This window comes from Arthrobacter sp. 01T414 (genome assembly GCF_056398965.1).
In genome coordinates this window covers 115371-135332 of sequence record NZ_JBFTQK010000001.1, presented here as the reverse complement: position 1 = coordinate 135332, position 19962 = coordinate 115371, and the positions used below count along the sequence as shown (strand labels likewise).

The 19962-nt window shown below is 69.1% G+C and carries 24 protein-coding genes and 1 riboswitch; of the genes, 14 read left to right on the top strand and 10 right to left on the bottom strand.

Annotated features, from left to right (window positions below):
* Nucleotides 1-70: 70 nt before the first annotated feature.
* The 5 genes from AC1DK9_RS00590 to AC1DK9_RS00570 all read left to right on the top strand — a co-directional run bounded on the left by AC1DK9_RS00590 (nucleotide 71) and on the right by AC1DK9_RS00570 (nucleotide 4867).
* Nucleotides 71-1390 (top strand): MFS transporter, encoded by a 1320-nt coding sequence (locus AC1DK9_RS00590; RefSeq protein ID WP_476862026.1) that lies wholly within the window; start codon nucleotides 71-73, stop codon nucleotides 1388-1390.
* A gap of 93 nt (nucleotides 1391-1483) precedes the next feature.
* Nucleotides 1484-2248: an SDR family oxidoreductase gene (locus AC1DK9_RS00585; RefSeq protein ID WP_476862025.1), complete on the top strand. Its 765-nt coding sequence runs from the start codon at nucleotides 1484-1486 to the stop codon at nucleotides 2246-2248.
* 19 nt (nucleotides 2249-2267) lie between these two features.
* Nucleotides 2268-3200: a 3,5-dioxohexanoate:acetyl-CoA acetone transferase gene (gene kce / locus AC1DK9_RS00580; protein ID WP_476862024.1), complete on the top strand. Its 933-nt coding sequence runs from the start codon at nucleotides 2268-2270 to the stop codon at nucleotides 3198-3200.
* Nucleotides 3201-3204: 4 nt separating this feature from the next.
* Nucleotides 3205-4194, top strand: a complete 990-nt coding sequence (locus AC1DK9_RS00575) for a glycerate kinase (protein ID WP_476862023.1) — start codon at nucleotides 3205-3207, stop codon at nucleotides 4192-4194.
* Nucleotides 4195-4363: 169 nt separating this feature from the next.
* Complete coding sequence (locus AC1DK9_RS00570; protein WP_476862022.1) at nucleotides 4364-4867, top strand: carboxymuconolactone decarboxylase family protein; 504 nt, start codon at nucleotides 4364-4366, stop codon at nucleotides 4865-4867.
* 22 nt (nucleotides 4868-4889) lie between these two features.
* Here AC1DK9_RS00570 and AC1DK9_RS00565 read toward each other — a convergent pair whose 3' ends face one another.
* From AC1DK9_RS00565 to AC1DK9_RS00545, 5 genes are all read right to left on the bottom strand, one after another.
* Nucleotides 4890-5966: an SDR family oxidoreductase gene (locus AC1DK9_RS00565; RefSeq protein WP_476862021.1), complete on the bottom strand. Its 1077-nt coding sequence runs from the start codon at nucleotides 5964-5966 to the stop codon at nucleotides 4890-4892.
* 96 nt (nucleotides 5967-6062) lie between these two features.
* Complete coding sequence (locus AC1DK9_RS00560) at nucleotides 6063-7112, bottom strand: sulfate/molybdate ABC transporter ATP-binding protein (protein WP_476862020.1); 1050 nt, start codon at nucleotides 7110-7112, stop codon at nucleotides 6063-6065.
* Complete coding sequence (locus AC1DK9_RS00555; RefSeq protein ID WP_476862019.1) at nucleotides 7109-7954, bottom strand: ABC transporter permease; 846 nt, start codon at nucleotides 7952-7954, stop codon at nucleotides 7109-7111. The genes AC1DK9_RS00560 and AC1DK9_RS00555 overlap by 4 nt, the downstream gene beginning before the upstream one ends.
* Nucleotides 7951-8715, bottom strand: coding sequence for a molybdate ABC transporter substrate-binding protein (modA, locus tag AC1DK9_RS00550; RefSeq protein WP_476862018.1), 765 nt, complete (start codon nucleotides 8713-8715; stop codon nucleotides 7951-7953). Before modA ends, AC1DK9_RS00555 begins: the two co-directional genes overlap by 4 nt.
* Complete coding sequence (locus AC1DK9_RS00545) at nucleotides 8712-9122, bottom strand: TOBE domain-containing protein (protein WP_476862017.1); 411 nt, start codon at nucleotides 9120-9122, stop codon at nucleotides 8712-8714. The genes modA and AC1DK9_RS00545 overlap by 4 nt, the downstream gene beginning before the upstream one ends.
* A 162-nt stretch (nucleotides 9123-9284) precedes the next feature.
* On the opposite strand from AC1DK9_RS00545, the gene AC1DK9_RS00540 reads away from it, so the two are divergent.
* From AC1DK9_RS00540 to AC1DK9_RS00525, 4 genes are all read left to right on the top strand, one after another.
* Nucleotides 9285-10619 (top strand): FAD-binding oxidoreductase, encoded by a 1335-nt coding sequence (locus tag AC1DK9_RS00540; RefSeq protein WP_476862016.1) that lies wholly within the window; start codon nucleotides 9285-9287, stop codon nucleotides 10617-10619.
* Between the two features lie 9 nt (nucleotides 10620-10628).
* Nucleotides 10629-11498, top strand: coding sequence for a DUF4031 domain-containing protein (locus tag AC1DK9_RS00535; protein ID WP_476914689.1), 870 nt, complete (start codon nucleotides 10629-10631; stop codon nucleotides 11496-11498).
* Between the two features lie 80 nt (nucleotides 11499-11578).
* The gene (locus tag AC1DK9_RS00530) at nucleotides 11579-11731 is read left to right on the top strand and encodes a ribbon-helix-helix domain-containing protein (protein ID WP_476862014.1); all 153 of its coding nucleotides are present in this window, start codon (nucleotides 11579-11581) and stop codon (nucleotides 11729-11731) included.
* Nucleotides 11728-12126 (top strand): VOC family protein, encoded by a 399-nt coding sequence (locus tag AC1DK9_RS00525; protein WP_476862013.1) that lies wholly within the window; start codon nucleotides 11728-11730, stop codon nucleotides 12124-12126. The genes AC1DK9_RS00530 and AC1DK9_RS00525 overlap by 4 nt, the downstream gene beginning before the upstream one ends.
* Here the strand turns inward: AC1DK9_RS00525 and AC1DK9_RS00520 are convergent.
* The 4 genes from AC1DK9_RS00520 to AC1DK9_RS00505 all read right to left on the bottom strand — a co-directional run bounded on the left by AC1DK9_RS00520 (nucleotide 12116) and on the right by AC1DK9_RS00505 (nucleotide 14446).
* Nucleotides 12116-12631 (bottom strand): SRPBCC family protein, encoded by a 516-nt coding sequence (locus AC1DK9_RS00520; protein WP_476862012.1) that lies wholly within the window; start codon nucleotides 12629-12631, stop codon nucleotides 12116-12118. The two genes, AC1DK9_RS00525 and AC1DK9_RS00520, sit on opposite strands and share 11 nt — an antisense overlap.
* Before the next feature lie 41 nt (nucleotides 12632-12672).
* On the bottom strand, nucleotides 12673-13074 hold the full coding sequence (locus AC1DK9_RS00515) for a YccF domain-containing protein (RefSeq protein ID WP_476862011.1): 402 nt from the start codon (nucleotides 13072-13074) through the stop codon (nucleotides 12673-12675).
* Nucleotides 13075-13149: 75 nt separating this feature from the next.
* A complete protein-coding gene (locus AC1DK9_RS00510) occupies nucleotides 13150-13701 on the bottom strand; it encodes a YceI family protein (protein ID WP_476862010.1) in 552 nt (183 codons plus the stop codon).
* A gap of 145 nt (nucleotides 13702-13846) precedes the next feature.
* Nucleotides 13847-14446 (bottom strand): phosphoribosylanthranilate isomerase, encoded by a 600-nt coding sequence (locus AC1DK9_RS00505; RefSeq protein ID WP_476862009.1) that lies wholly within the window; start codon nucleotides 14444-14446, stop codon nucleotides 13847-13849.
* Nucleotides 14447-14590: 144 nt separating this feature from the next.
* Between AC1DK9_RS00505 and AC1DK9_RS00500 the strand changes: the two genes are divergently transcribed.
* The 5 genes from AC1DK9_RS00500 to AC1DK9_RS00480 all read left to right on the top strand — a co-directional run bounded on the left by AC1DK9_RS00500 (nucleotide 14591) and on the right by AC1DK9_RS00480 (nucleotide 17939).
* Complete coding sequence (locus tag AC1DK9_RS00500) at nucleotides 14591-15232, top strand: HutD/Ves family protein (protein ID WP_476914688.1); 642 nt, start codon at nucleotides 14591-14593, stop codon at nucleotides 15230-15232.
* 66 nt (nucleotides 15233-15298) lie between these two features.
* A riboswitch (guanidine-III (ykkC-III) riboswitch) is annotated at nucleotides 15299-15366 on the top strand.
* 9 nt (nucleotides 15367-15375) lie between these two features.
* The gene (locus AC1DK9_RS00495; RefSeq protein ID WP_476862007.1) at nucleotides 15376-15699 is read left to right on the top strand and encodes a DMT family transporter; all 324 of its coding nucleotides are present in this window, start codon (nucleotides 15376-15378) and stop codon (nucleotides 15697-15699) included.
* Nucleotides 15699-16112 carry a DMT family transporter gene (locus AC1DK9_RS00490; protein WP_476915230.1) on the top strand — a complete coding sequence of 138 codons (414 nt, stop codon included), beginning with the start codon at nucleotides 15699-15701 and terminating at the stop codon, nucleotides 16110-16112. Before AC1DK9_RS00495 ends, AC1DK9_RS00490 begins: the two co-directional genes overlap by 1 nt.
* 145 nt (nucleotides 16113-16257) lie before the next feature.
* Entirely contained in the window at nucleotides 16258-17268 is a 1011-nt protein-coding gene (locus AC1DK9_RS00485; RefSeq protein ID WP_476914687.1) for an aldo/keto reductase, read from the top strand.
* Nucleotides 17269-17288: 20 nt separating this feature from the next.
* Entirely contained in the window at nucleotides 17289-17939 is a 651-nt protein-coding gene (locus AC1DK9_RS00480; RefSeq protein ID WP_476914686.1) for an MBL fold metallo-hydrolase, read from the top strand.
* A gap of 93 nt (nucleotides 17940-18032) precedes the next feature.
* Here the strand turns inward: AC1DK9_RS00480 and AC1DK9_RS00475 are convergent, their stop codons facing one another.
* Nucleotides 18033-19922 (bottom strand): DEAD/DEAH box helicase, encoded by a 1890-nt coding sequence (locus AC1DK9_RS00475; RefSeq protein ID WP_476862004.1) that lies wholly within the window; start codon nucleotides 19920-19922, stop codon nucleotides 18033-18035.
* Nucleotides 19923-19962 lie beyond the last annotated feature (40 nt).

Sequence of the window (19962 nt, the reverse complement as noted above, 5' to 3'; positions counted from 1 at the left end):
CTGCCGACGGAATACTGCCCGCTGTCCATCCTGATCATCAATCCTGACCCCAATTCAAGGACGAAGACCTATGTCAGTTGTATCCGCACCAACGAAGATGCGCACACCGCAGGAGATTAACGGCGTGATCCTGCGCCGCGTCATGCCGCTGCTGATCGGCGCCTACATCATGGCGTTCCTGGACCGAACCAACATCGGCATGGCCAAGGACCGCCTGGAGATCGACCTCGGCATCTCCGCCACCGCCTACGGCATCGGCGCCGGCCTGTTCTTCCTGACCTACGCCCTCTCCGAGATCCCCTCGAACCTGATCATGCACAAGGTGGGAGCACGCTTCTGGATCATGCGGATCATGATCACCTGGGGCATCATTTCCGCCGGCATGGCCTTCGTCCAGGGCGAGTGGTCCTTCTACATCATGCGGATGCTGCTCGGCGTCGCCGAGGCCGGACTCTTCCCCGGCGTCATGTACTTCCTGACCCAGTGGTTCGTGGTCAAGGACCGCGCCAAGGCCAACGGCATGTTCCTCCTCGGCGTCTCGATCGCCAACATCGTCGGCGCCCCGCTGGGCGGCCTGCTGCTGACCCTGGACGGCCTCGGCGGCCTGCACGGCTGGCAGTGGATGTTCCTCGTCGAGGGCCTGCCCGCCTGCGTCCTCGCCTACGTCGTCTGGAAGAAGCTCCCGGACCGTCCCAGCCAGGCCAAGTTCCTCAGCCCCGAGGAGGCCGCGGACCTCGAAGCACGGATCGCCGCCGAAGAGACGGCCGGCGCCGAAGCCTCCGGCAACCACCGCCTGCGCGACGCGCTCAAGGACAAGCAGATCCTGCTGGTGGTGGGCGTCTACTTCACCCACCAGATCGCCGTCTACGCCCTGTCCTACTTCCTGCCGTCCATCATCGGAACCTACGGCAAGCTCAACCCGCTGCAGATCGGCCTGCTGACTGCCATCCCGTGGATCTTCTCCGCAGCAGGAGCCCTGCTGGTGCCGCGCTTCGCCACCGACGGAAGGCGCTCCCGCCTCCTGGTCACCGGCACCATGATCGGCATCATCGCCGGCTTCGCGCTCGGCGCCGTCGGCGGCCCGCTGCTCGGCATGATCGGGTTCTGCCTCGCAGCGTTCAACTTCTTCGCCCTGCAGCCGATCCTCTTCACCTACCCGGCCACCCGCCTCAGCGGCGCAGCCCTCGCCGGCGGCATCGCCTTCGTCAACACCATCGGCCTGCTCGGCGGATTCCTCGGCCCGTACGTCATGGGCTTCATGCAGGATGCCACCGGCTCCAAGCTCTCGGGCCTGTGGTTCATTGTGGGCATGTGCGTCATCGGCGCCCTCCTGTCCCTGATGCTCAAGCGCGGCACCGAAAAGCCTGAGGGCATCCCCGCCGCCCACTAAGGGCGGCGCCACCACACGCTCCACCACTGACGCTCCGCCGGCGCCACAACGCACCGGCGGAGCGTCCCCGAACCACCATCGCAAGGAAAACCCATGGATTTCACCGCAAAGCGCGTCCTGGTCACCGCCGGCGCCAACGGCATCGGCCTGGCCATCGCCAAGAAGTTCCAGGAACTCGGCGCCGCCGTCTTCGTCACCGACATCGACCCCGACGCCGTCGAGAAGGCCCGCGTCAACGGCCTCGCCGCCGCTGTCAGCGACGTCTCCGACGAAGGTCAGGTCCGCGAACTCATGGCCACGGTAGCCGCGGAGCTGGGGGGCCTGGACGTGCTGGTCAACAACGCCGGCATCGCCGGGCCCACCGGGCCACTCGAGACTCTCGATGCCGGCGCCTGGAAGGCCACCTTCGACGTCAACATCCACGGCCAGTTCTATTGCATCAAGCACGCGCTGCCCCTGCTTCGGAAGGGCGACGGTGCCTCGATCGTGAACCTCTCCTCGGCGGCCGGAAGGCTGGGCATGGCCGGCCGAAGCGCCTATTCGGCGTCCAAGTGGGCCGTCGTCGGACTGACAAAGACGCTCGCGATCGAACTGGGCCCGGACCGGATCCGGGTCAACGCGATCTGCCCCGGCGCTGTCAACGGCCCGCGGATCGACGCCGTGATCGCCGCCAAGGCGCAGATGCTGGACCTCCCGGCGGAGCAGGTCTCCGAGCTCTACCACAACCAGTCATCCCTGGGCCGGCTGATCGAGGCCGAGGACATCGCGAACATGGCCGCTTTCGCCGCGAGCGACCTGGCCCGCAACGTCAACGGCCAGGCCCTCGCCGTCGACGGCAACACCGAAAAGCTTTACTGACCCCCGAAGGAGCGACCCCATGGCTGCTGCACGCAAAGTCATCATCACCAGCGCCGTCACCGGCGCCATCCACACCCCGTCCATGTCACCGCACCTGCCGGTGTCCCCGGATGAGATTGCCGACGCCGCGATCGGCGCCGCCGAGGCGGGAGCCGCGATTGTGCACATGCACGCCCGCGACCCGAAGGACGGCCGTCCCTCGCAGGATCCGGAGCACTTCGCCCCGATCCTGGACAAGCTCAAGCGCAACACCGACGCCGTCATCAACCTCACCACCGGCGGCTCCCCCCACATGACCGTGGAGGAGCGCATGCAGCCGGCCGCGCTGTTCAAACCCGAGCTGGCCTCGCTGAACATGGGGTCGATGAACTTCGGCCTCTACCCGATGCTGGAGCGCTTCACCGAGTTCGGCCACGAGTGGGAGCGCGAAGGCCTCGAGAAGAGCCGCGACCTGGTCTTCAAGAACACCTTCCAGGACATCGAAACCATCCTCGGCATCGGCAACGAGAACGGCACCCGGTTCGAATTCGAGTGCTACGACATCTCACACCTGAACAACCTGGCCCACTTCCACGCCCGCGGCCTGGCCCGCGGGCCGCTGTTCGTCCAATCCGTATTTGGCCTGCTCGGCGGGATCGGTGCCCACCCGGAGGACCTCATGCACATGCGCCGCACCGCGGACCGCCTGCTGGGCGAGGACTACCAGTGGTCCATCCTGGGCGCTGGCAAGAACCAGATGCCCCTCGCCACGATCGGCGCGGCCATGGGCTCCCACGTCCGGGTGGGCCTGGAGGACTCGCTCTGGATCGGCCCCGGCCAGCTCGCCGCGTCCAACGCCGAACAAGTCACCCGGATCCGCACCATCCTGGAGGCCCTCAACTTCGAGATCGCCACCCCGGACGAGGCCCGCGAAATGCTGCAGCTCAAGGGCCGGGACAAGGTGGGATTCTAGGCCGGTGGGCATCCTGGTCGCCCCGGACAGCTTCAAGGGGACCTTCGCGGCCGCCGACGTCGCCGCCCACATTGCCGCCGGGATCCGTGCGGCCGGCGCGGCTGCCGTCGAACTGCCCGTGGCCGACGGCGGCGAGGGGACCTTCGATGTGCTGGTCCGGGGGCTCGACGCCCGGCCGGTCCGGGTCCGCACGACGGGCCCCTGGGGCGACGACGTCGAAACGGTCGTCGCGCTGGCCCCGGATGGAACCGCCGTCGTCGAGCTTGCGTTCGCCAGCGGACTGCACCTTCCCACCGCCGGTGACCGTGACCCCGTCCTGGCCAGCACATACGGCACCGGGGTGCTGGTGGCGGAGGCTGTCCGGCTCGGGGCGCGGCGCGTGCTGGTGGCCGCGGGCGGCTCCGCGACAACCGATGGCGGGGCCGGGGCGATCACCGCGATCGAGGAACGCGGCGGACTGGACGGCGCCGAGGTGGTGGTCCTCAGCGACGTGACCACCCGCTTCGCCGATGCGGCCCGGGTTTTCGGGCCGCAGAAGGGCGCAGACTCTGCCACGGTGGAGGCCCTGACCCGGCGGCTCGAAGAGCAGGCGGACGGGTTTGCCCGTGAGCTGGGCCGGGATCCCCGGCCGGTGGCCAGGACCGGGGCGGCCGGCGGCTTCTCCGGTGGAATGTGGGCGCAGTACGGTGCGCGGCTGGTGTCCGGCGCGGACTATGTCCTGGACCTGCTCGGCTTCGATGCCCGCGCCGCCTCCAGCACCGCGGTGGTGGTCGGCGAGGGCCGGCTGGACTCCCAGACCGGCCAGGGCAAGATCATCGCCGCCATCCTGGCCCGCAGCGGCACCACGCCGGTGTACGCCGTCGTCGGCTCCGTCCATGAGGACCTGGGCGACTATGCGGACAACTTTGCTGGCCTGATCGTGGCCAGCGACGCGGACGCCCTGGCCGCGGCTGGATCCGAATTGGCCCGCACCGCCGGACATGCCCGTCCCTGACACGGGCGGACGGGCATGCCCCGCCAAAAGAAGCGATCCGGCGGTCGGCTCCCCCAAGGAACCGACCACCGGATCGAATAGTGGCTACGGGTAAAGCTTGTCATACGTTTGACAAGCTTGTCACATGACGCGCGGGCGAGGCGGCGGCGACCTCTGTAATCTGGGACCCATGGATGAGACCTCGGCACCAGAGCACAGCACCCGCAGCGTTTTCCTGGACAAGGCGCACCCCGCCGCGTGGCGCGCACTGAACGGCCTCGGATTGAAGGCCAAGGAAGCCGCAGACGAGGCGGGGCTGGACCAGACACTGATCGAACTGCTGAACGTCCGCATCTCGCAGATCAACGGCTGCGCCTTCTGCCTGGATCTGCACGTGGGCGACGCGGTCAAGAACGGCGAATCGGCGCAGCGCCTGGCGGTGCTCCCGGCCTGGCGCGACACGAATCTCTTCACGGAGAAGGAACGTGCAGCGCTGACCCTGGCCGAGGCGATCACCAACATCTCCGACGCCGAAGCCCGGGAGCACGAAGGCCGTCTGGCCCGCAAGCACCTCAGCGACGCCGAATTCTCCGCGGTCAGCTGGCTCGCCATCACCATGAACGCCTTCAACCGGGTCTCGATTGTCAGCCAGCACCCGGTCCGGGACAAGGGCAAGGGCACCAAAGCCGAATAGCCAACTCCGACCGACGCCGCGGTCAGGGAATCAGCCGGTCCGCCCGGAGCCGGTCGAAGAGCGCCGTGAACGAGTCCAGGGTCCTGCGGTAGCCGGTGAAGCCCGCGAGGCGGCTCTTGCTCATGTCGGCCAGCACCTCGATGTTTCGGCCCAGGTCGCCGTCGGTGTGCCACCACGAGGAAACCCGCGCGAGGTCCGGTTCGGCGAGCCCGTGCCGGGCGGCCATGTCCGCCCACACCGATTCCATCCCGCGCATCTGCTCTTCCAGCGGACGGGGCTCTTTCTCGAAACCGGCCGCTTCGACGCCGAAGTATGCGGCCAGCCGCGGCCACATCCAGCGCCAGCGGAAGACGTCGCCGTTGACGATGTTGTAGGCCTGGTTGGCTGCCGTTTCCGCCGTCGCTGCCCAGAGCATGTGTTCGGCCAGCAGTCCGCTGTCGGTCATGTCGGTGAGGCTGTTCCACTGCGTCTCGGAGCCCGGGAATATGAATGGCCGGTTCAATTCCTTGCAGATGGACGCCTGAACCGCGAGGGTGAGCCCCATATTCATCGCGTTGCCCACCGCGTGGCCGATGACCGTGTGGGCGCGGTGCACCGACCAGCTAAAGCCTTGGCGTTCGGCCGCCGCCCACAGTTCGTCTTCCTGGGCGTAGTAGAAATTGGGCACCGGCAGCCGCGGTTCCTCCTCGTGGAAGGGCGTGTCCGGCATTTCGCCCGCCGCATAGGCCTCGAACGGGCCAAGGTAGTGCTTCAGCCCGGTCATCAGGGCCACATGCTTCACCGGGCTGTCCTGCAAAGCGTTGAGCAGGTTCCGCAACAGGGCTGCGTTGACCTCGATGTTTTCCCGCTCCGTGTCCTGCCGTGACCAGGCGGTGAAGAACACGTGCGTCGGGCGTTCGCCGTGCAGCGCAGCCGCCAGGCTTTCCGGTGAGCCGAGGTCCGCGCGGATGGGCCGCGCGCCGGGGCGCGCAACGCCGCCGCGGGACAAGGCCAGGACTTCCCACCCCGTCCCGGCAAGGAGGTCGACGAGGGCGGAGCCGGCAATGCCGCTGGCTCCGACCACCAGTGCGGTGCGTCCATGGGCTGAGCTGTCGTGCACGTAAATCCTCCTGGTTGCGGGGCGGGCCTTTATCCACCCTACGGCTGGGGCCGGTGCACGCCCCAACCCGGCCCCGGCCCTATGCCCACCCCGGGCCTACGCCGGGTAGATCGAGACCGCGGCCGCTTTGACGACGAAATAGACGCCCACCCCCGGAGCCAGGCCCAGATCGGCCGACGCGGCGGGGGTGACGTCCGCGGACAGTTCCCCGGCCCGGACCCGGATCTGGTCGCCGTGCGGTTCAAGATCGGTCACCGTGACGGGGAACGAGTTCCGCGGGCTGCCGTGCGCCTCGGAAAGGAAGACGGAGACGGCCGACGGCGGGAACGCCGCCACGCCGCCTTGGCCGGGAACCGGTGGATCCTCGTGTCGGCCGGCGAATTCCTGGCCCGCGGCCGTCCGGAGCCCGGCGGCGGTGACGGTGCCGGCTACGAGGTTGAGGCCCGCCAGCCCCGCGGCGAAGCGGCTTCGGGGGCGTTGGAGCACGTCCCGGGTGGGGCCCGCTTCGGTGATCCGGCCCTGTTCCATCACGATCACGCGGTCTGCGAGCATGTAGGCGTCCAGGACGTCGTGCGTAACGATGATGGCGCGGCGCCCGGCCAGGACCCGTTTCAGCAACCGCCGCAGCAGCGGAGCCGCGTGGACGTCGAGGGCGGCCATCGGCTCGTCCAGCAGCAGCAGTTCGGGGTCCGCGGCCAACGCCCGGGCCACCGCCACGCGCTGGGCCTGCCCCCCGGAGAGCTCGGCAGGGCGCCGGCTGGCAAGGTCTGCCGCGTCGACCTGCGCGAGCCAGTGCCGGGCGGTCTCCCGCGCCCGGGCCCGGGGGGAACCGGCGCTGCGCGGACCAAAGGCAACATTGTCGAGGGCGCTCAGATGCGGGAAGAGCAGCGGCTCCTGTGCCAGCAACGCGGTGCCGCGGCGGTGCGGCGCTGTCCAGGCGTTCAGCCCGGGCCCCAAATCGAAGAGCGTCCGCCCGTCCACTTGCGCCCGTCCGGCGTCCGGGCGGAGAAGGCCCGCGACGATGGAGAGCAGGGTGGATTTCCCGGCCCCGTTGGGCCCAAGCACCGCCACCGTTTCCCCCTCGTCTAGGCTCAGCGAGACGTCAAAGCCGCGGGCGGCGACGGCGGCGTCGAGCGTGAACGTCATGCCCCCGCCTCCCCGTCCGCTGCGTTGCCGGCCACAGAGCTCCTCGACGAGCGCCCGACGGGCGACGGCCCCCGGTAGCTGAGTCCGACGACGATGACCGCCACGGCGACGAGCAACAGCGACAGCGCGACGGCGGCGTCGGCGTCGGTCTCCCGCTGCAGGTAGATCTCCAGCGGCAGCGTGCGGGTGACCCCCTGGAGGCTGCCGGCGAAGGTGAGGGTGGCGCCGAATTCACCGAGGCTGCGGGCAAAGGAGAGCACGGCCCCGGAGGCGAGGCCCGGCAGCACGAGCGGCAGGGTGACGCGGCGCAGCACCGTGGTGGGTCGGGCACCGAGGGTGGCGGCCACGGCCTCGTACCGGCTGCCGGCGGAGCGCAATGCTCCTTCCAGGCTGACCACGAGGAACGGCAAGGCGACGAAGGTCTGCGCGAGCACCACCGCCGTCGTCGAGAACGCGATCTGGATGCCGGCAAGCTCGAGGCTGCGGCCCAGCAGCCCCTGCCGCCCAAAGGTGTAGAGCAGTGCGATGCCGCCCACCACCGGCGGCAGCACCAGAGGCAGCAGCACGAACGAACGCAGCAGCCGCTGGCCCCGGAACTCCGCCCGCGCCAGTGCCAGGGCCAGCGGGACGCCGAGGAATACGCAGAGCACGGTGCTGGCCGCCGCCGTGCGCAGGCTGAGCCCCAGGGCCGTGAGCGAGGCTTCCGAGGTAAGCAGGGGAATGAACCGCGGCCAGTCGACCCTGGCGACCATGGCGACGAGCGGCAGCAGGACAAACAGCGCGCCGACGGCGGCGATGGCCAGCACCCAGCGTGGAATGCCGCTGTAGCCGTGCCGGGTCACGGCTTGCCGAAGCCCGCGTCGTCGAGGATCTTCCGGCCCGACGCGCCGGCAACCGCCGAGAGGAACGACGCTGCCAGGTCCTGGTTCCGGCTGCTCTTCAACGCCGCGATTGGATAGTGATTGACGGCGGCGACCGCCTCGGGGAACGGGACCGCCTTGACCTTGCCCGCGGCGGCGCGGACATCGGTGACATAGACAAGTCCGGCGTCGGCTTCCCCGGAGGTGACCTTGCCCAGCACGTCCGTTACGGAGGATTCCTCGCTGACCGGTTTGAGGGCGACGCCGGTCTTCCCCTCGACGGTTTTCGCGGCCGCGCCGCAGGGAACCTGGACCGCGCACACCACCACTTTGACTCCGGGTTTGGCCAGGTCGGCGAAGGTTCCGATCTTCGCGGGATTGGCCGGAGGCACCGCGATCGCCAGGACGTTGCTGGCAAAGTTCCGGGGTGTGCCCTCCACCAAACCAGCGTCCGCGACTTTAGCCATGTTCTTCACGTCCGCGGAGGCGAAGACGTCCGCGGGTGCGCCCTGGCCGAGCTGGGTGGCGAGGTCGGCCGACCCGGCGAAGCTGAGCACCACCTTGGTGCCGGGGTGGGTGCTCTCAAATTCCTTGGCCAAGGCGGTGAAGGGCGCCTTGAGCGAGGCCGCAGCGAACACCGTCAGTTGCTGGCCTCCCCCGCCGGCCGGCGCGGCACAGGCGGCCGCCCCGGCGGCCAAGACTCCGGCAAGCAGGAGGGCGGCAGCTTTCCGAATCCGGTTCAAATGAGGGCCTTTCCGTGCGGGCTTTCAATGATCACCGTGGTGGCTTTGACGACGGCGGTGGCCACCGAGCCGAGTTCCAGGCCGAGGTCACGGACGGCCTCGCTGCTCATCAGCGACACCACCCGGAACGGTCCGCACTGCAGTTCCACCTGCGCCATCACGGTGTCCGCGGTGATGGCGGTGACCAGCCCGACGAAGCGGTTGCGGGCCGAGCTTCCGGCGCGCGCCGGGTCTTCAGGCAGTTTTGCCTGCTCCCGGGCCATCCGGGCGAGTTCCAGGCCGTCCACGACGAGCCGCCCCGACTCATCCTTGAGCGGCGTGAGGCTTCCGTTCTCGGTCCAGCGGCGGACGGTGTCATCGCTGACGCCGAGGAACCGGGCGGCTTCTGAGACGCGAAAACTAGGCATAGAGACACTGTAGCCCGCATTTGCGAAGATTCAGCACCAAATCCACCTCATTCTCGGGAGTAGCGGCCGTCCCGGTGAGGAGCCGCCGCTGTAGCCCAGCGGCCGCGGCAGCCGTACGATTTTTAGGTGGGGTGAGGCCGCGGTCGGCTAGGGAGCACTGCCATGAAATGGGTCAGGCCGGACAACTCGGACTACGACGAAGCTCGGAAACTTGTCAATGCCATGATCGACCGGCGCCCGGCCGTCATCGCACAATGCGCGGACGCGGCCGAGGTGGCCGAAGCCCTCGCCTACGCCGGAACCAACAACCTCGACGTCGCGGTCCGCGCTGGCGGTCATTCAGTGGCCGGGATGTCCACCAACGACGACGGGCTGGTGGTTGACGTCCGCCCGATGAAGTCCATCGCCGTGGATCCGGACAACAGGACCGTGACGGTGGGGGCGGGCGTCACGTGGGGCGAATTCGACCGGGCCACGCAGGAACACGGCCTCGCAAGCACCGGCGGCCGCGCCTCCACCACCGGCGTGGCCGGCTTTACCCTCGGCGGCGGATCCGGGTGGCTGGAACGCTCGTACGGCTTCGCCTGCGACAACCTGCTCTCGGTGGACCTTGTCACGGCGGCCGGCGAGCGCGTCACCGCGAGCGCCGAGGAGAACCCCGAACTATTCTGGGCGCTGCACGGGGGCGGCGGTAATTTCGGCGTCGCCACGAAGTTCACCTTCGGGCTGCACGAGCTGGGGCCCACGGTCCAAGCCGGGATCATGCTGTGGCCCGGCGATGCCTCAGCCGATCTTGCCCGCGCCTACCGCGACCTGTCGTTGGCCGCACCGGACGCCGTCGGCAGCGCCTTGGTGTTCATAACCGCGCCGCCGGAGCCCTTTGTGCCGGAGGACCTGGTGGGCAAACCCGCAGTGGGCCTCGCCTACCTCTACGCCGGCGACGCTGCAGCCGGCGCGGAGCATGCGGTGCCGTTCCGTGAACTGGGGCCGGCCGTGGACCTGGTGGGCGAGATGAACTATGCCGACTTCCAGTGCATGATCGACGACCCGCCGGACCTCTACCACTACTGGAGCGCCGACTACCATGACGAACTGCCGGATGCGGCCCTGGACGTAATCGTGGATGCGGCCCGGCACTTGCCCGGACCGTACTCCCAGCACCTGGTGGCCCGCTGGGGCGGGGCTGTGGCGGGGCCGGCCGCAGCCAAGACGCCGCTGCAGAACCGTGGCGCCAAGTGGGTCACGCACCCCTACGGGATGGAGGCAACGGCGGCGGCCGGCCAGGCTGCGAAAGCCTGGGTGAAAGAGTTCCGCCAGAACATCGCCCCCTACGCCACCGGCGGCGTCTGGCTGAACTTCGTCGGCGACGAGGGCCAGGCCCGCGTCCGCGCCGCCTTCGGCGAGGAAAACTATGCCCGGCTGGCGCAGGTGAAGCGCGAGTTCGATCCCGGCAACGTCTTCCGCGGCAACCAGAACATCCTGCCTGCCGCCTCGTAGACTGCCTGCATGGCCGTCTACCTTGATCCGCCGCTCTGGCCCGCGCGCGGAACCCACTTCTCGCACCTCATCTCGGACAGCTCGCTCGAAGAACTGCACGCGTTCGCCCGCGCCGCAGGCATCCCGGAGCGCGCGTTCGACGGCGACCACTACGACGTGGCGGAGGCCCGCCTGGGCGCGCTCGTGGCCGCCGGCGCCATCCCCGTGGAAGGCCGCGCCCTGGTCCGGAAGCTGATCGAAAGCGGCCTGCGGATCCCGGCGCGGCGGCGCAACGGTTCGTTGAAGCTTCCCCTGCTGACCCGGTGGGACGAGGTGCTTCCCGGACACGACGCGCTGTTCCTGGACCTGCTGGACCGCTGGGGCGAGGAGCACCGGAAGTACCACGGCCGCACCCACCTGCTCGCCGTACTGGAGGCCCTGGACCTGCTGACGGCGCCGGCCCGCCCGCCCCGCAGTGTCCTGCTCGCGGCCTGGTTCCACGACGCCGTCTACCGCGGCATCGCCGGCGAGGACGAAGAGGAATCGGCCCGGCTCGCCGAGGAGCGGCTGGAACACTCGGGGCTTCCCGCGGACGAGGTGGAGGAGGTCGCCCGGCTGGTCCGGATGACGGCGGACCACCGGCCGGATCCCGACGACGGGCCCGCCGCCCTGCTCAGCGACGCCGACCTTTCCGTGCTGGGCGGTGAACCCGAGGCCTACGCCCGCTACCTCGCGGCCGTCCGTCAAGACTTTGCGCACATCGGCGACGCCGACTTCGCCGCGGGACGCGCCGCCGTCGTACGCCAGTTGCTCGAACTGGACCCGCTCTTCCACACCGCCCGGGGCCGCGAACTGTGGCAGGACGCCGCACGGAGGAACCTGCGGGCCGAACTCGCCTGAACCGGATCCGGACGAAACTGCGGGCAAGCTGCTGAGAAAAACCCTTGTGGCCCGTGGGTTAGCTTGCTAGCATCCTAGCCATGACAGAGAAGGTGCAGTTCAATATCTACCTGCCGGGGCCGCTGGTGAAGCGGGTCAAGCACGCCGCCATCGAAGAGGGCCTGTCCCTCTCCGCGTTCGTGGAAAACGTCCTGACCCGGGCCCTGGACAACGAGAAAGGTGAAAGCGAATGAGAATTACCCCGATCCGGTTCGTGCGGGACGTTGAGGCATCCCGCGCCTTCTACGCAGCGCTGGGCCTGGCCGAACGGTCCGAGGCGACGAGTGGAACCTGGTCCGAACTTCGCGCAGGCGGTGGCTCGTTGGGCCTGCATATCGCGAAGGACCCGGGCACCCATGACGACGCGGGGTCGGTGGCCCTGCAGTTCACCAGCGATGAGCCCCTCGAACCCCTGGCGGAGCGCCTGGCCGCAGCCGGCTACGAGACTTCACCGGTGACCGACGAGACCTTCGGCCGGTTCTTCACGGTGCGCGATCCGGACGGTTACCTGATTCAGGTCAACGAAGCCGACGAAGAGCTCCAGGGCCTCAGCTACGAAATCCGGGAGTCGGCCGCGCTCAAGCAGTAGCCCCTGTCGGGTTGGACCCGACGCCCCTGCGCAGGTGCTCGGCGAGGCGGTCGAAGGACTCCCGCCAGCCTGTGCCGTTGGCGTCCCGGTTTTCTGCCGTGTCAAAAGGCCCCTGCATGAACGTCATCCGGGTGCCGCCGTCGATCTCCTCGAGCTGGAACGTCACCTCCGTCTCAAAGCCGCGCGTCCCGTCGGCTTTGTCCCAGGCATGGGTGAAGACGAACAAGTTCGGCGGTTCGATATCCGTGTGCACGCCGCTCCACCAGTACTGCTGCCCGGTGGCGTCCTGGATCATGCAGGCGCGGTACAGGCCGCCGATTTCCAGGTCCGCATCGATGCTCTCGCGCGGCGTGTGGAAGCCGCGCGGCCCCCACCAGGCGGGCGCCTGCTCCGGATCGGTCAAAGCGGACCAGACCGCCCGGACCGGAACCTGGAACTCGCGGGTGATGACCAGCATCAGTTCATCGTCGCTGGTTCCTACCACCGGGATTGTCGACTCTGGCATTGCTCGTCCCTCGGCTTCCTGGGGTTGCTCGGCTCCCGGCGCTAGCGGTAGCTGACCGCAAACGGCCGGTCGGTAGGCACAATCTGCTTGCCCAGCGGCATCAGGGACACCGGGATGAGCTTGAGGTTGGCGATGGCCAGCGGGATGCCCACAATCGTGATGGCCATGGCGAAAGCCGTGACCACGTGCCCGATCGCGATCCAGATGCCGGCCACCAGCAGCCAGATGACGTTGCCCAGCAGGGTAAAGACGCCGGCGCCGCCCGGCTTGTCCACCACCATGCGGCCGAACGGCCACAGGGTGTAGGACGCGATCCGGAACGAGGCCAACCCCCAAGGAATGGTGACGACCAGCAGGCAACAGACAATGCCGGCAAAGAAGTAGCCAAGCGCCAGCCAGAGGCCGCCGAAAAGCAGCCAGATGATGTTGAGCAGTGTCTTCATGGCTCCATTCTCTCCCGCCGGCCGCGGATCCGGATCAGGGGTTTGCCCTGATCAACCCCTGATCCGGAATGGCCGCTAGGCGTCGGCCTGCTTGACCAGGGCCGCTTCGAGGTTGATCTTGACCTTGTCGCTGACCAGCAGCCCGCCGGCTTCGAGGGCTGCATTCCAGGTCAGGCCGAATTCCTTGCGGCTGATGTCGGTCTCGGCGCTGAAACCGGCCCGGGTGGCGCCGAAGGGATCAACCGCGACACCGGTGAACTCGACCTCCAGATCCACCGGCTTGGTCACCCCGCGGATGGTGAGATCGCCGGTGAGCACGTAGTCCTCGCCGTCGCCCCTGATGGACGTCGCACGGAAGGTCATCTCGGGGTAGTTTTCGACGTCGAAGAAGTCCGGGCCCCGGACGTGCCCGTCCCGGTTGGCGTCGCCGGAGTCGAAGCTGGCGGTCTTGATCGTGGCGTGCAGGCTGGCATCGGCCAGGGACTCCCGGACCCGCGCCTCCGCGGAGGCTTCGTTGAAGCGGCCGCGGACCTTGCTGATCCCGGCATGGCGGACGCTGAAACCGATCTCGCTGTGGGACATGTCCAACGTCCAGACGCCGGGGGTCAATCCATTGGGTAGGGTCATCGCCGTTCTCCTTCGCATACGTGGCGGGCGGGCCCGCCGGGATTCAGAAGTCGTCAAGAAGCATGCTAACGAGGAAGCCCCCGCGGGGATAGGTGCCGACGGCAGGGCGGGCGATGGCGGTGGAGTGCCGCCGCCAGGTTTCCGGCTAGAGGCCCTTGGCCGCCGTCACGAAAGCCCTGATCTTGGCCAGGTCCTTGACGCCGCGGGATTGCTCGACGCCGGAGGAAACATCCACTCCCCAGGCGCCGGCCGCCGCGGCGGCGTCGCCGACATTGGCCGGATCCAGCCCGCCGGCCAGCAGCCATTCCCGGTCCTCCAGCCCGAGGGCGCGGACCGAGGCGTAGTCCCAGGCCTCCCCGGAGCCGGGCACGGCCGCGTCGATGAGCAACAGTTCCTCGCCCCAGTCCGCAAAGTCTTCCCGGGCTGCGGACATCGTGACGGCGCGGATCAGCTTCAGCCCGGCTTCGTGCACCGTACGCACATCACCGGGCGTGCGGTCGCCGTGCAGCTGCACCCATTCCAGTCCGGCCGCGCGGGCCACGGCGACGGCCTCGGACGCGGCCTCATGCCGGAAGACGCCCACCGCAGGAAGCCCGGCCGGCACCTCGGCGAGCAGCTCGCGGACACGGTCCGGGGACACCTCACGCGGGCTGCGGGTCAACACGAAGCCGACGGCGTCGGCCCCGGCGTCGACTGCGGCCCGCACCGACTCAGGGGTGCTGAGGCCGCACACTTTGACGAACATTTCCGGCTCCCTACGCAGTTTTTCGCTGCTTTGACGTTAGCAAGTCCGCCCGGAACATGCCGCCGACGTTGCGATCCCGGGCCGGCTCAGTGGGGGCTCGGCGACTGACGCGGACGCCTGGCTGCCGGCGGCTAGGCTGGGTGGATGGAGATTATCCGGTACGCCAAGCTCAAGCCCGTCCCCTGGCGCAACGGCGGCGGAGTGACCCGCGAAGTGGCCAGCTTCCCGCAGAACGCGGGTCCAGGTGCCGCGGCGGGCGACGGCTGGGACTGGCGCGTGAGCATCGCCGAGGTGACGCGGGCCGGTGCTTTCTCCCGTTTCGCCGGGATGGAACGGGTGCTCACGGTGGTCGAGGGCGAGCTGCTGGCCCTGACCGTGGACGGCGCCGAGCATCCGCTCGAGAAGTACCGGCCGTACCGCTTTTCCGGCGATGCGGAGGCTGCCGGCGCCCTGCCGACCGGCGACATCCGGGACCTGAACGTCATCACCCGCACGGGCGCCTTCAAGGGCTACACGTCCATCATTGAGCTCTCCAAGAAACGCGCCCACCCGCTCTTTGCCGGCCAGTTCGGCATCCTGCTGCAGGGACAGGCCACCGTCAGCACCGGAGCGGACACGGATGCCGGAGAAACCGCACCGCAGGCGCTGGAGCGTTACGACGCCGTCGTCGGCTCTGACACCGGCACCCCGGAAATCCTCGGCCGCGGCTTCCTCGCCGTCGTCTCGATTGATCCGGCAGAGCCGGCCGAGCCGTCTGAGCCGGACGCGGGGAACGTCGCCGGCTAGCTTTCCTCGTCCTTCGCCCGGGCCGCACCGACCGGCCAGTTCCCGACCAGGCTTGCTAGGCTGGATTCAAGGCCCCTCCTTTGGTGGCCTCCGGACGACGGTTCAGTACCCGGCACGCGACAAGACTGGCCGCAGGAGCAGTCATGTCGTGGTTGATTCTCATCCTTTCCGGCGCTTTGGAGGCCGTCTGGGCCGCAGCCCTGCACCGGACCTCGCAGGCCACCGGCCGACGGCGGATCCCGCCGGCCGCCCTCTTCCTCGTTTCCGTCCTGGCCAGCACCGGCGGCCTGGCTATAGCGATGCAGTCCATCCCGACCGGGACCGCCTATGCCGTCTGGGTGGGCGTCGGCGTGGTGCTGACCTCCGCCTACGCCATGGCCACCAAAGTTGAGCGGGCGACCGGTGGACGGATCCTGCTGCTCGGCGGCATTGTCGCCTGCGTGGTCGGCCTGAAGGTTGTGGCGTGATGGCCGAACCGGGGATCGGGCGGGTCGGGGCACCCGCAACGACGCTGGCGTGGTTGATCCTGCTCGCCTCCGCCGTGCTTGAAGCCGTGTGGGCCACAGCGCTGGGACTCTCCGACGGTTTTACCCGGCCGCTGCCCACGCTCGTGTTCGCGGTGGCCGCCACGCTGAGCATGGTGGGGCTGGGTGTGGCGGTGAAGCGCATCCCGCTCGGCACGGCTTACGCCGTCTGGGTGGGAATCGGGGCTGCCCTGACGGTCGGCTGGGCGATGGTCACCGGCGTCGAGCCCGCCAGCCCGCTGAAGCTGCTGTTCATTGCCGGGATCGTGGGCTGCGCGGCGGGCCTGAAGCTGCTCCCGGCCGGCGAACCCGACCCGCCCCGTTCACTTCCGCACGGTACGCTCCCGCCCGGTTAGTCCGCGGCCGAGGCGGGATTCCGGGGCGACACGCCGTGTCCCAGGCCCGGCCGCCAACACGAACTGGGCAGGAGCGTCGGAATAGCCGCGCGCCTGCCGGAGTTCTTGGCTGGGACGGCAATTCCGGCAACGAAGGAGTTCAAAGATGACGGCAGCATCAGTCCAGCTCGGCGACGGCCTCAGCGTCAGCCCCCTGGGGTTCGGCGGCATGGCCCTGACCCCGGTGTACGGCGAAGTGGATCCGGCCGAGGCCCTGGCCACCCTGCACCATGCCGTGGACGCGGGTGTGAGCTTCATCGACACCGCGGACATCTACGGCGGGGGCAGCAACGAGGAGTTGATCGCCAAGCTACTCAAGGATCGACGCGGCGAGGTGCAGTTGGCTACCAAGTTCGCCCTGGTGGGAACTCCGTCGACCGGCTACTCGGACATCCGCGGCGACGCCGCCTACGTGAAGCAGGCCGTCGACCGCAGCCTGCAGCGCCTGGGCACCGACACCATCGACCTGTACTACATGCACCGCCGTGACCTCCGCGTTCCGATTGTGGAAACCGTGGAGGCCATGGCGGAGCTTGTACAGGCCGGGAAGGTCAAGCACCTTGGCCTGTCCGAGGTGACGGCTGAGGAGCTGCGCGAGGCCAGTAGCGTCCACCCGATCGCCGCAGTCCAGAGCGAGTGGTCCATCTGGAGCCGCGACGTGGAACGCAACATCGTGCCTGCCGCCGCCGAGCTCGGCGTGGGCTTTGTGCCGTATTCGCCGCTCGGCCGGGGATTCCTCACCGGCACGGTCGACGCGTCGAAGCTGGGCAGCAACGACTTCCGCCGCAATATCCCCCGCTTCGCCGAGTCCGCACTGGATGCCAACCAGGCCGTGGTCGCCACGGTCCAGGCGGTCGCCGCGGAACTCACCACCCCGGCCAACGCCGCAACGCCGGCCCAGGTGGCGCTGGCCTGGTTGCTGGCCCAGAGCCGCAAGTTCGGACTGCCCGTGGTCCCCATCCCCGGCACCCGCAAGGCAGCCCGGATCGATGAGAACTGGGGAGCCCTGGCGCTCGAGCTGACCCCAGCGCAGCTGGAACGGCTCGACGCTGCCGCGGACGCCGTCGTCGGATCCCGTGCTGCGGACCCCAACTGGGTCTCGCAGGGCCGCGAATAGCGGGTCCTAGACTGAAGCCCATGGACTCACTCATTCATTCGCTTCGAGACGTCACCATCCGCCGGATTTCGGTCAGCGAGATGGACAACAACGTGTACCTGCTGACCGCGAAGGCTTCCGGCGCGCAGCTCCTGATTGATGCGGCCGACGACGTCGACGCCATCCAGGGGCTGCTCGCCGACGCCGCTGCGGACACGGCCGCGACGCCGAAACTGGCACTGATCGCCACCACGCACCAGCACTGGGACCACGTCCGTGCGCTGCCGGCGCTGGTAGAGGCCACGGGCGCCAAGACGGCCGCCGGAACGGACGACGCCCCGGAGCTGCCGGTGAAGGTCGATGTACTCCTGGACCACGGCGACGTCGGGAACTTCGACGGGTTCGACGTGACGGCGGTGCACCTGCGCGGCCACACCCCGGGTTCGGTCGCCTTCATGTACCAGGACCCGGAGGGCCCGGCACACATCTTTTCGGGCGACTCGCTGTTTCCCGGCGGAGTGGGCAACACCCAAAAGGATCCGGACCGGTTCGCCCAACTGCTCAGCGATGTCACCGAGCGGCTGTTCAACGTCTATCCGGATGACACCGTGGTGCACCCGGGCCACGGCCAGCCGACGACCCTCGGCGCGGAACGCCCGCACCTGGAGGAGTGGCGCGCCCGCGGCTGGTAGGCCCCGCCAAGCGCATCGGCTGCTCCGAAACCGCCGTTATGAACCTTCTAAACGGCGGTTTCGGAGCATTCGTTGCGGATTAGCGGCTACGGCCTAGCGGCTGCGGCGTTCGTTCGACGCCGGTGCCGACGCGCGGCGGGGGCCGCCGCTGCGTGCCGGACGGCCTTCGCCGGAACGGCCGTTGCCGCCGCCTGCGTAGGATCCGCCGGAGGTGCCACCGGTGTTGGAGGACCAGACCGGAGCGGAGCCGCCGGACTTGGCGCCGGCTGCGGCGCGCTGGCCGGTTGCCGGACGTCCGCCGCGCTGGCCACCCGTGGAGCCGCCTGCACGGCCGGCGCCGGTGCGCGGTGCCCCACCGGTGCGCGGTGCGCCGCCGGTACGGGGAGCGGAGCCGCTGCGGCTTTCAGCTGCCCGGCCGTCGGAGCCCCTGCCGGCCGAGGCGCGGCCGCCAGCGGCGGGAACATCGTTGTGGTGCGCGTAGGCAGTGGTGCGGCCACGGCCCCGTGCATTGCGGCGCTCGGCGCGCTCGGCGTCGGCCCGGTCCTGGTTCTTCTCGGCGACGCGCTCGGCGGCGTTGCGGGCAGCGGCCTGGCCCTCATAGGCCACGGCACGGCGCTCGGCGCGGGGAAGATCGGTGCGGGGGGCCTCTGCGGAAACCCGTCCGCGTCCGCCACGGCCGCCACGGCCACCGGCGGTGGGTGCAGCCTGACGGCGGGCGCGCTTGCGCTCGGCGTTGGCGCCGGTGGAGGTGCCACCGCCCTGCTTGGCGGCCTTGGCAGCCAGCAACGCCGCACGGGTGCGCGGATCGATCTTCTCGGCCATCTCGCCCACCAGTTCTGCAACCAGCGGCGAGTTGGCGGTGACGCGCTCGAAGTTGACCTCGACGCCGGCGGCCTTCATCAGCTTCTTGACGTCGGACTGCTGCTCCGGCAGGGTCAGCGTGACCACGGTGCCGTCGGAACCGGCGCGGGCGGTACGGCCCGAGCGGTGCAGGTACGCCTTGTGCTCGGTGGGCGGATCCACGTGGATGACCAGCTCGACGTCGTCGACGTGGACGCCGCGGGCGGCAACGTCGGTGGCGACGAGGACGCGGACATCGCCGGAGGAGAACTCGGCCAGGTTGCGGTCACGGGCGTTCTGCGAGAGGTTGCCGTGCAGGTCGACGGCGGGGATGCCGGCGTCGGTCAGGGTCTTGGCCAGCTTGCGGGCGTGGTGCTTGGTGCGCATGAACAGCACGCGGCGGCCGGCGCCCGAGGCGAGCTCGACGATCAGCTGCTTCTTGACGGTCTGGTCGTTGACCACGAGGACGTGGTGCTCCATGGTGGTGACCGCTGCCTGCGGATCGTCCACCGAGTGGGTCAGCGGGTTGGACAGGTAACGCTGGACGATCTTGTCCACGCCGTTGTCCAGGGTGGCCGAGAACAGCAGGCGCTGGCCCTGGCTGGGGGTCATGTCCATGAGCTTCTTGACCACCGGAAGGAAGCCGAGATCGGCCATGTGGTCGGCCTCGTCCAGGACGGTGATCTCGACGGCCTCGAGGGTCAGGATGCGCTGGCGGATCAGGTCCTCCAGGCGGCCCGGGCAGGCGATGACGATGTCGACGCCGGCGCGGAGGGCCTTTTCCTGGCGGGCCTGGGAGATGCCTCCGTAGATCACGGTGGTGGTCAGGCCGGCGGCCTTGGCCAGCGGCTCGATGGTGGCGTTGATCTGGGTGGCCAACTCACGGGTGGGTGCCAGGACCAGGCCCATGGGGCGGCCGGGCTTGCGGAAGTGCGCGGCTTCCCGCTCAGCGAGTCGTGCGACCAGCGGGATGGCGAAGGCGATGGTCTTGCCGGAGCCGGTGCGGCCGCGGCCCAGGACGTCGCGACCCGCCAGGGTGTCCGGCAGGGTCTTGACCTGGATGGGGAACGGCTCAACGATCCCCTGGGCGGTGAGGGTGTCGGCAAGGGCCTTGGGCGTGCCGAGGGCAGCAAATGTAGTCATGTTTTTCGAAGGTCTTTCAGGCGGTATCCGTGCGGATATC

Excerpts from the sequence above, each read along its gene's own strand:
- AC1DK9_RS00590 (WP_476862026.1), top strand. The coding sequence starts at position 71 with ATGTCAGTTGTATCCGCACCAACGAAGATGCGCACACCGCAGGAGATT.
- AC1DK9_RS00585 (WP_476862025.1), top strand. The coding sequence starts at position 1,484 with ATGGATTTCACCGCAAAGCGCGTCCTGGTCACCGCCGGCGCCAACGGC.
- kce (WP_476862024.1), top strand. The coding sequence starts at position 2,268 with ATGGCTGCTGCACGCAAAGTCATCATCACCAGCGCCGTCACCGGCGCC.
- AC1DK9_RS00570 (WP_476862022.1), top strand. The coding sequence starts at position 4,364 with ATGGATGAGACCTCGGCACCAGAGCACAGCACCCGCAGCGTTTTCCTG.
- AC1DK9_RS00560 (WP_476862020.1), bottom strand. The coding sequence starts at position 7,112 with ATGACGTTCACGCTCGACGCCGCCGTCGCCGCCCGCGGCTTTGACGTC.
- AC1DK9_RS00545 (WP_476862017.1), bottom strand. The coding sequence starts at position 9,122 with ATGCCTAGTTTTCGCGTCTCAGAAGCCGCCCGGTTCCTCGGCGTCAGC.
- AC1DK9_RS00540 (WP_476862016.1), top strand. The coding sequence starts at position 9,285 with ATGAAATGGGTCAGGCCGGACAACTCGGACTACGACGAAGCTCGGAAA.
- AC1DK9_RS00535 (WP_476914689.1), top strand. The coding sequence starts at position 10,629 with ATGGCCGTCTACCTTGATCCGCCGCTCTGGCCCGCGCGCGGAACCCAC.
- AC1DK9_RS00530 (WP_476862014.1), top strand. The coding sequence starts at position 11,579 with ATGACAGAGAAGGTGCAGTTCAATATCTACCTGCCGGGGCCGCTGGTG.
- AC1DK9_RS00525 (WP_476862013.1), top strand. The coding sequence starts at position 11,728 with ATGAGAATTACCCCGATCCGGTTCGTGCGGGACGTTGAGGCATCCCGC.
- AC1DK9_RS00520 (WP_476862012.1), bottom strand. The coding sequence starts at position 12,631 with ATGCCAGAGTCGACAATCCCGGTGGTAGGAACCAGCGACGATGAACTG.
- AC1DK9_RS00515 (WP_476862011.1), bottom strand. The coding sequence starts at position 13,074 with ATGAAGACACTGCTCAACATCATCTGGCTGCTTTTCGGCGGCCTCTGG.
- AC1DK9_RS00510 (WP_476862010.1), bottom strand. The coding sequence starts at position 13,701 with ATGACCCTACCCAATGGATTGACCCCCGGCGTCTGGACGTTGGACATG.
- AC1DK9_RS00505 (WP_476862009.1), bottom strand. The coding sequence starts at position 14,446 with ATGTTCGTCAAAGTGTGCGGCCTCAGCACCCCTGAGTCGGTGCGGGCC.
- AC1DK9_RS00500 (WP_476914688.1), top strand. The coding sequence starts at position 14,591 with ATGGAGATTATCCGGTACGCCAAGCTCAAGCCCGTCCCCTGGCGCAAC.
- AC1DK9_RS00495 (WP_476862007.1), top strand. The coding sequence starts at position 15,376 with ATGTCGTGGTTGATTCTCATCCTTTCCGGCGCTTTGGAGGCCGTCTGG.
- AC1DK9_RS00490 (WP_476915230.1), top strand. The coding sequence starts at position 15,699 with ATGGCCGAACCGGGGATCGGGCGGGTCGGGGCACCCGCAACGACGCTG.
- AC1DK9_RS00485 (WP_476914687.1), top strand. The coding sequence starts at position 16,258 with ATGACGGCAGCATCAGTCCAGCTCGGCGACGGCCTCAGCGTCAGCCCC.
- AC1DK9_RS00480 (WP_476914686.1), top strand. The coding sequence starts at position 17,289 with ATGGACTCACTCATTCATTCGCTTCGAGACGTCACCATCCGCCGGATT.
- AC1DK9_RS00475 (WP_476862004.1), bottom strand. The coding sequence starts at position 19,922 with ATGACTACATTTGCTGCCCTCGGCACGCCCAAGGCCCTTGCCGACACC.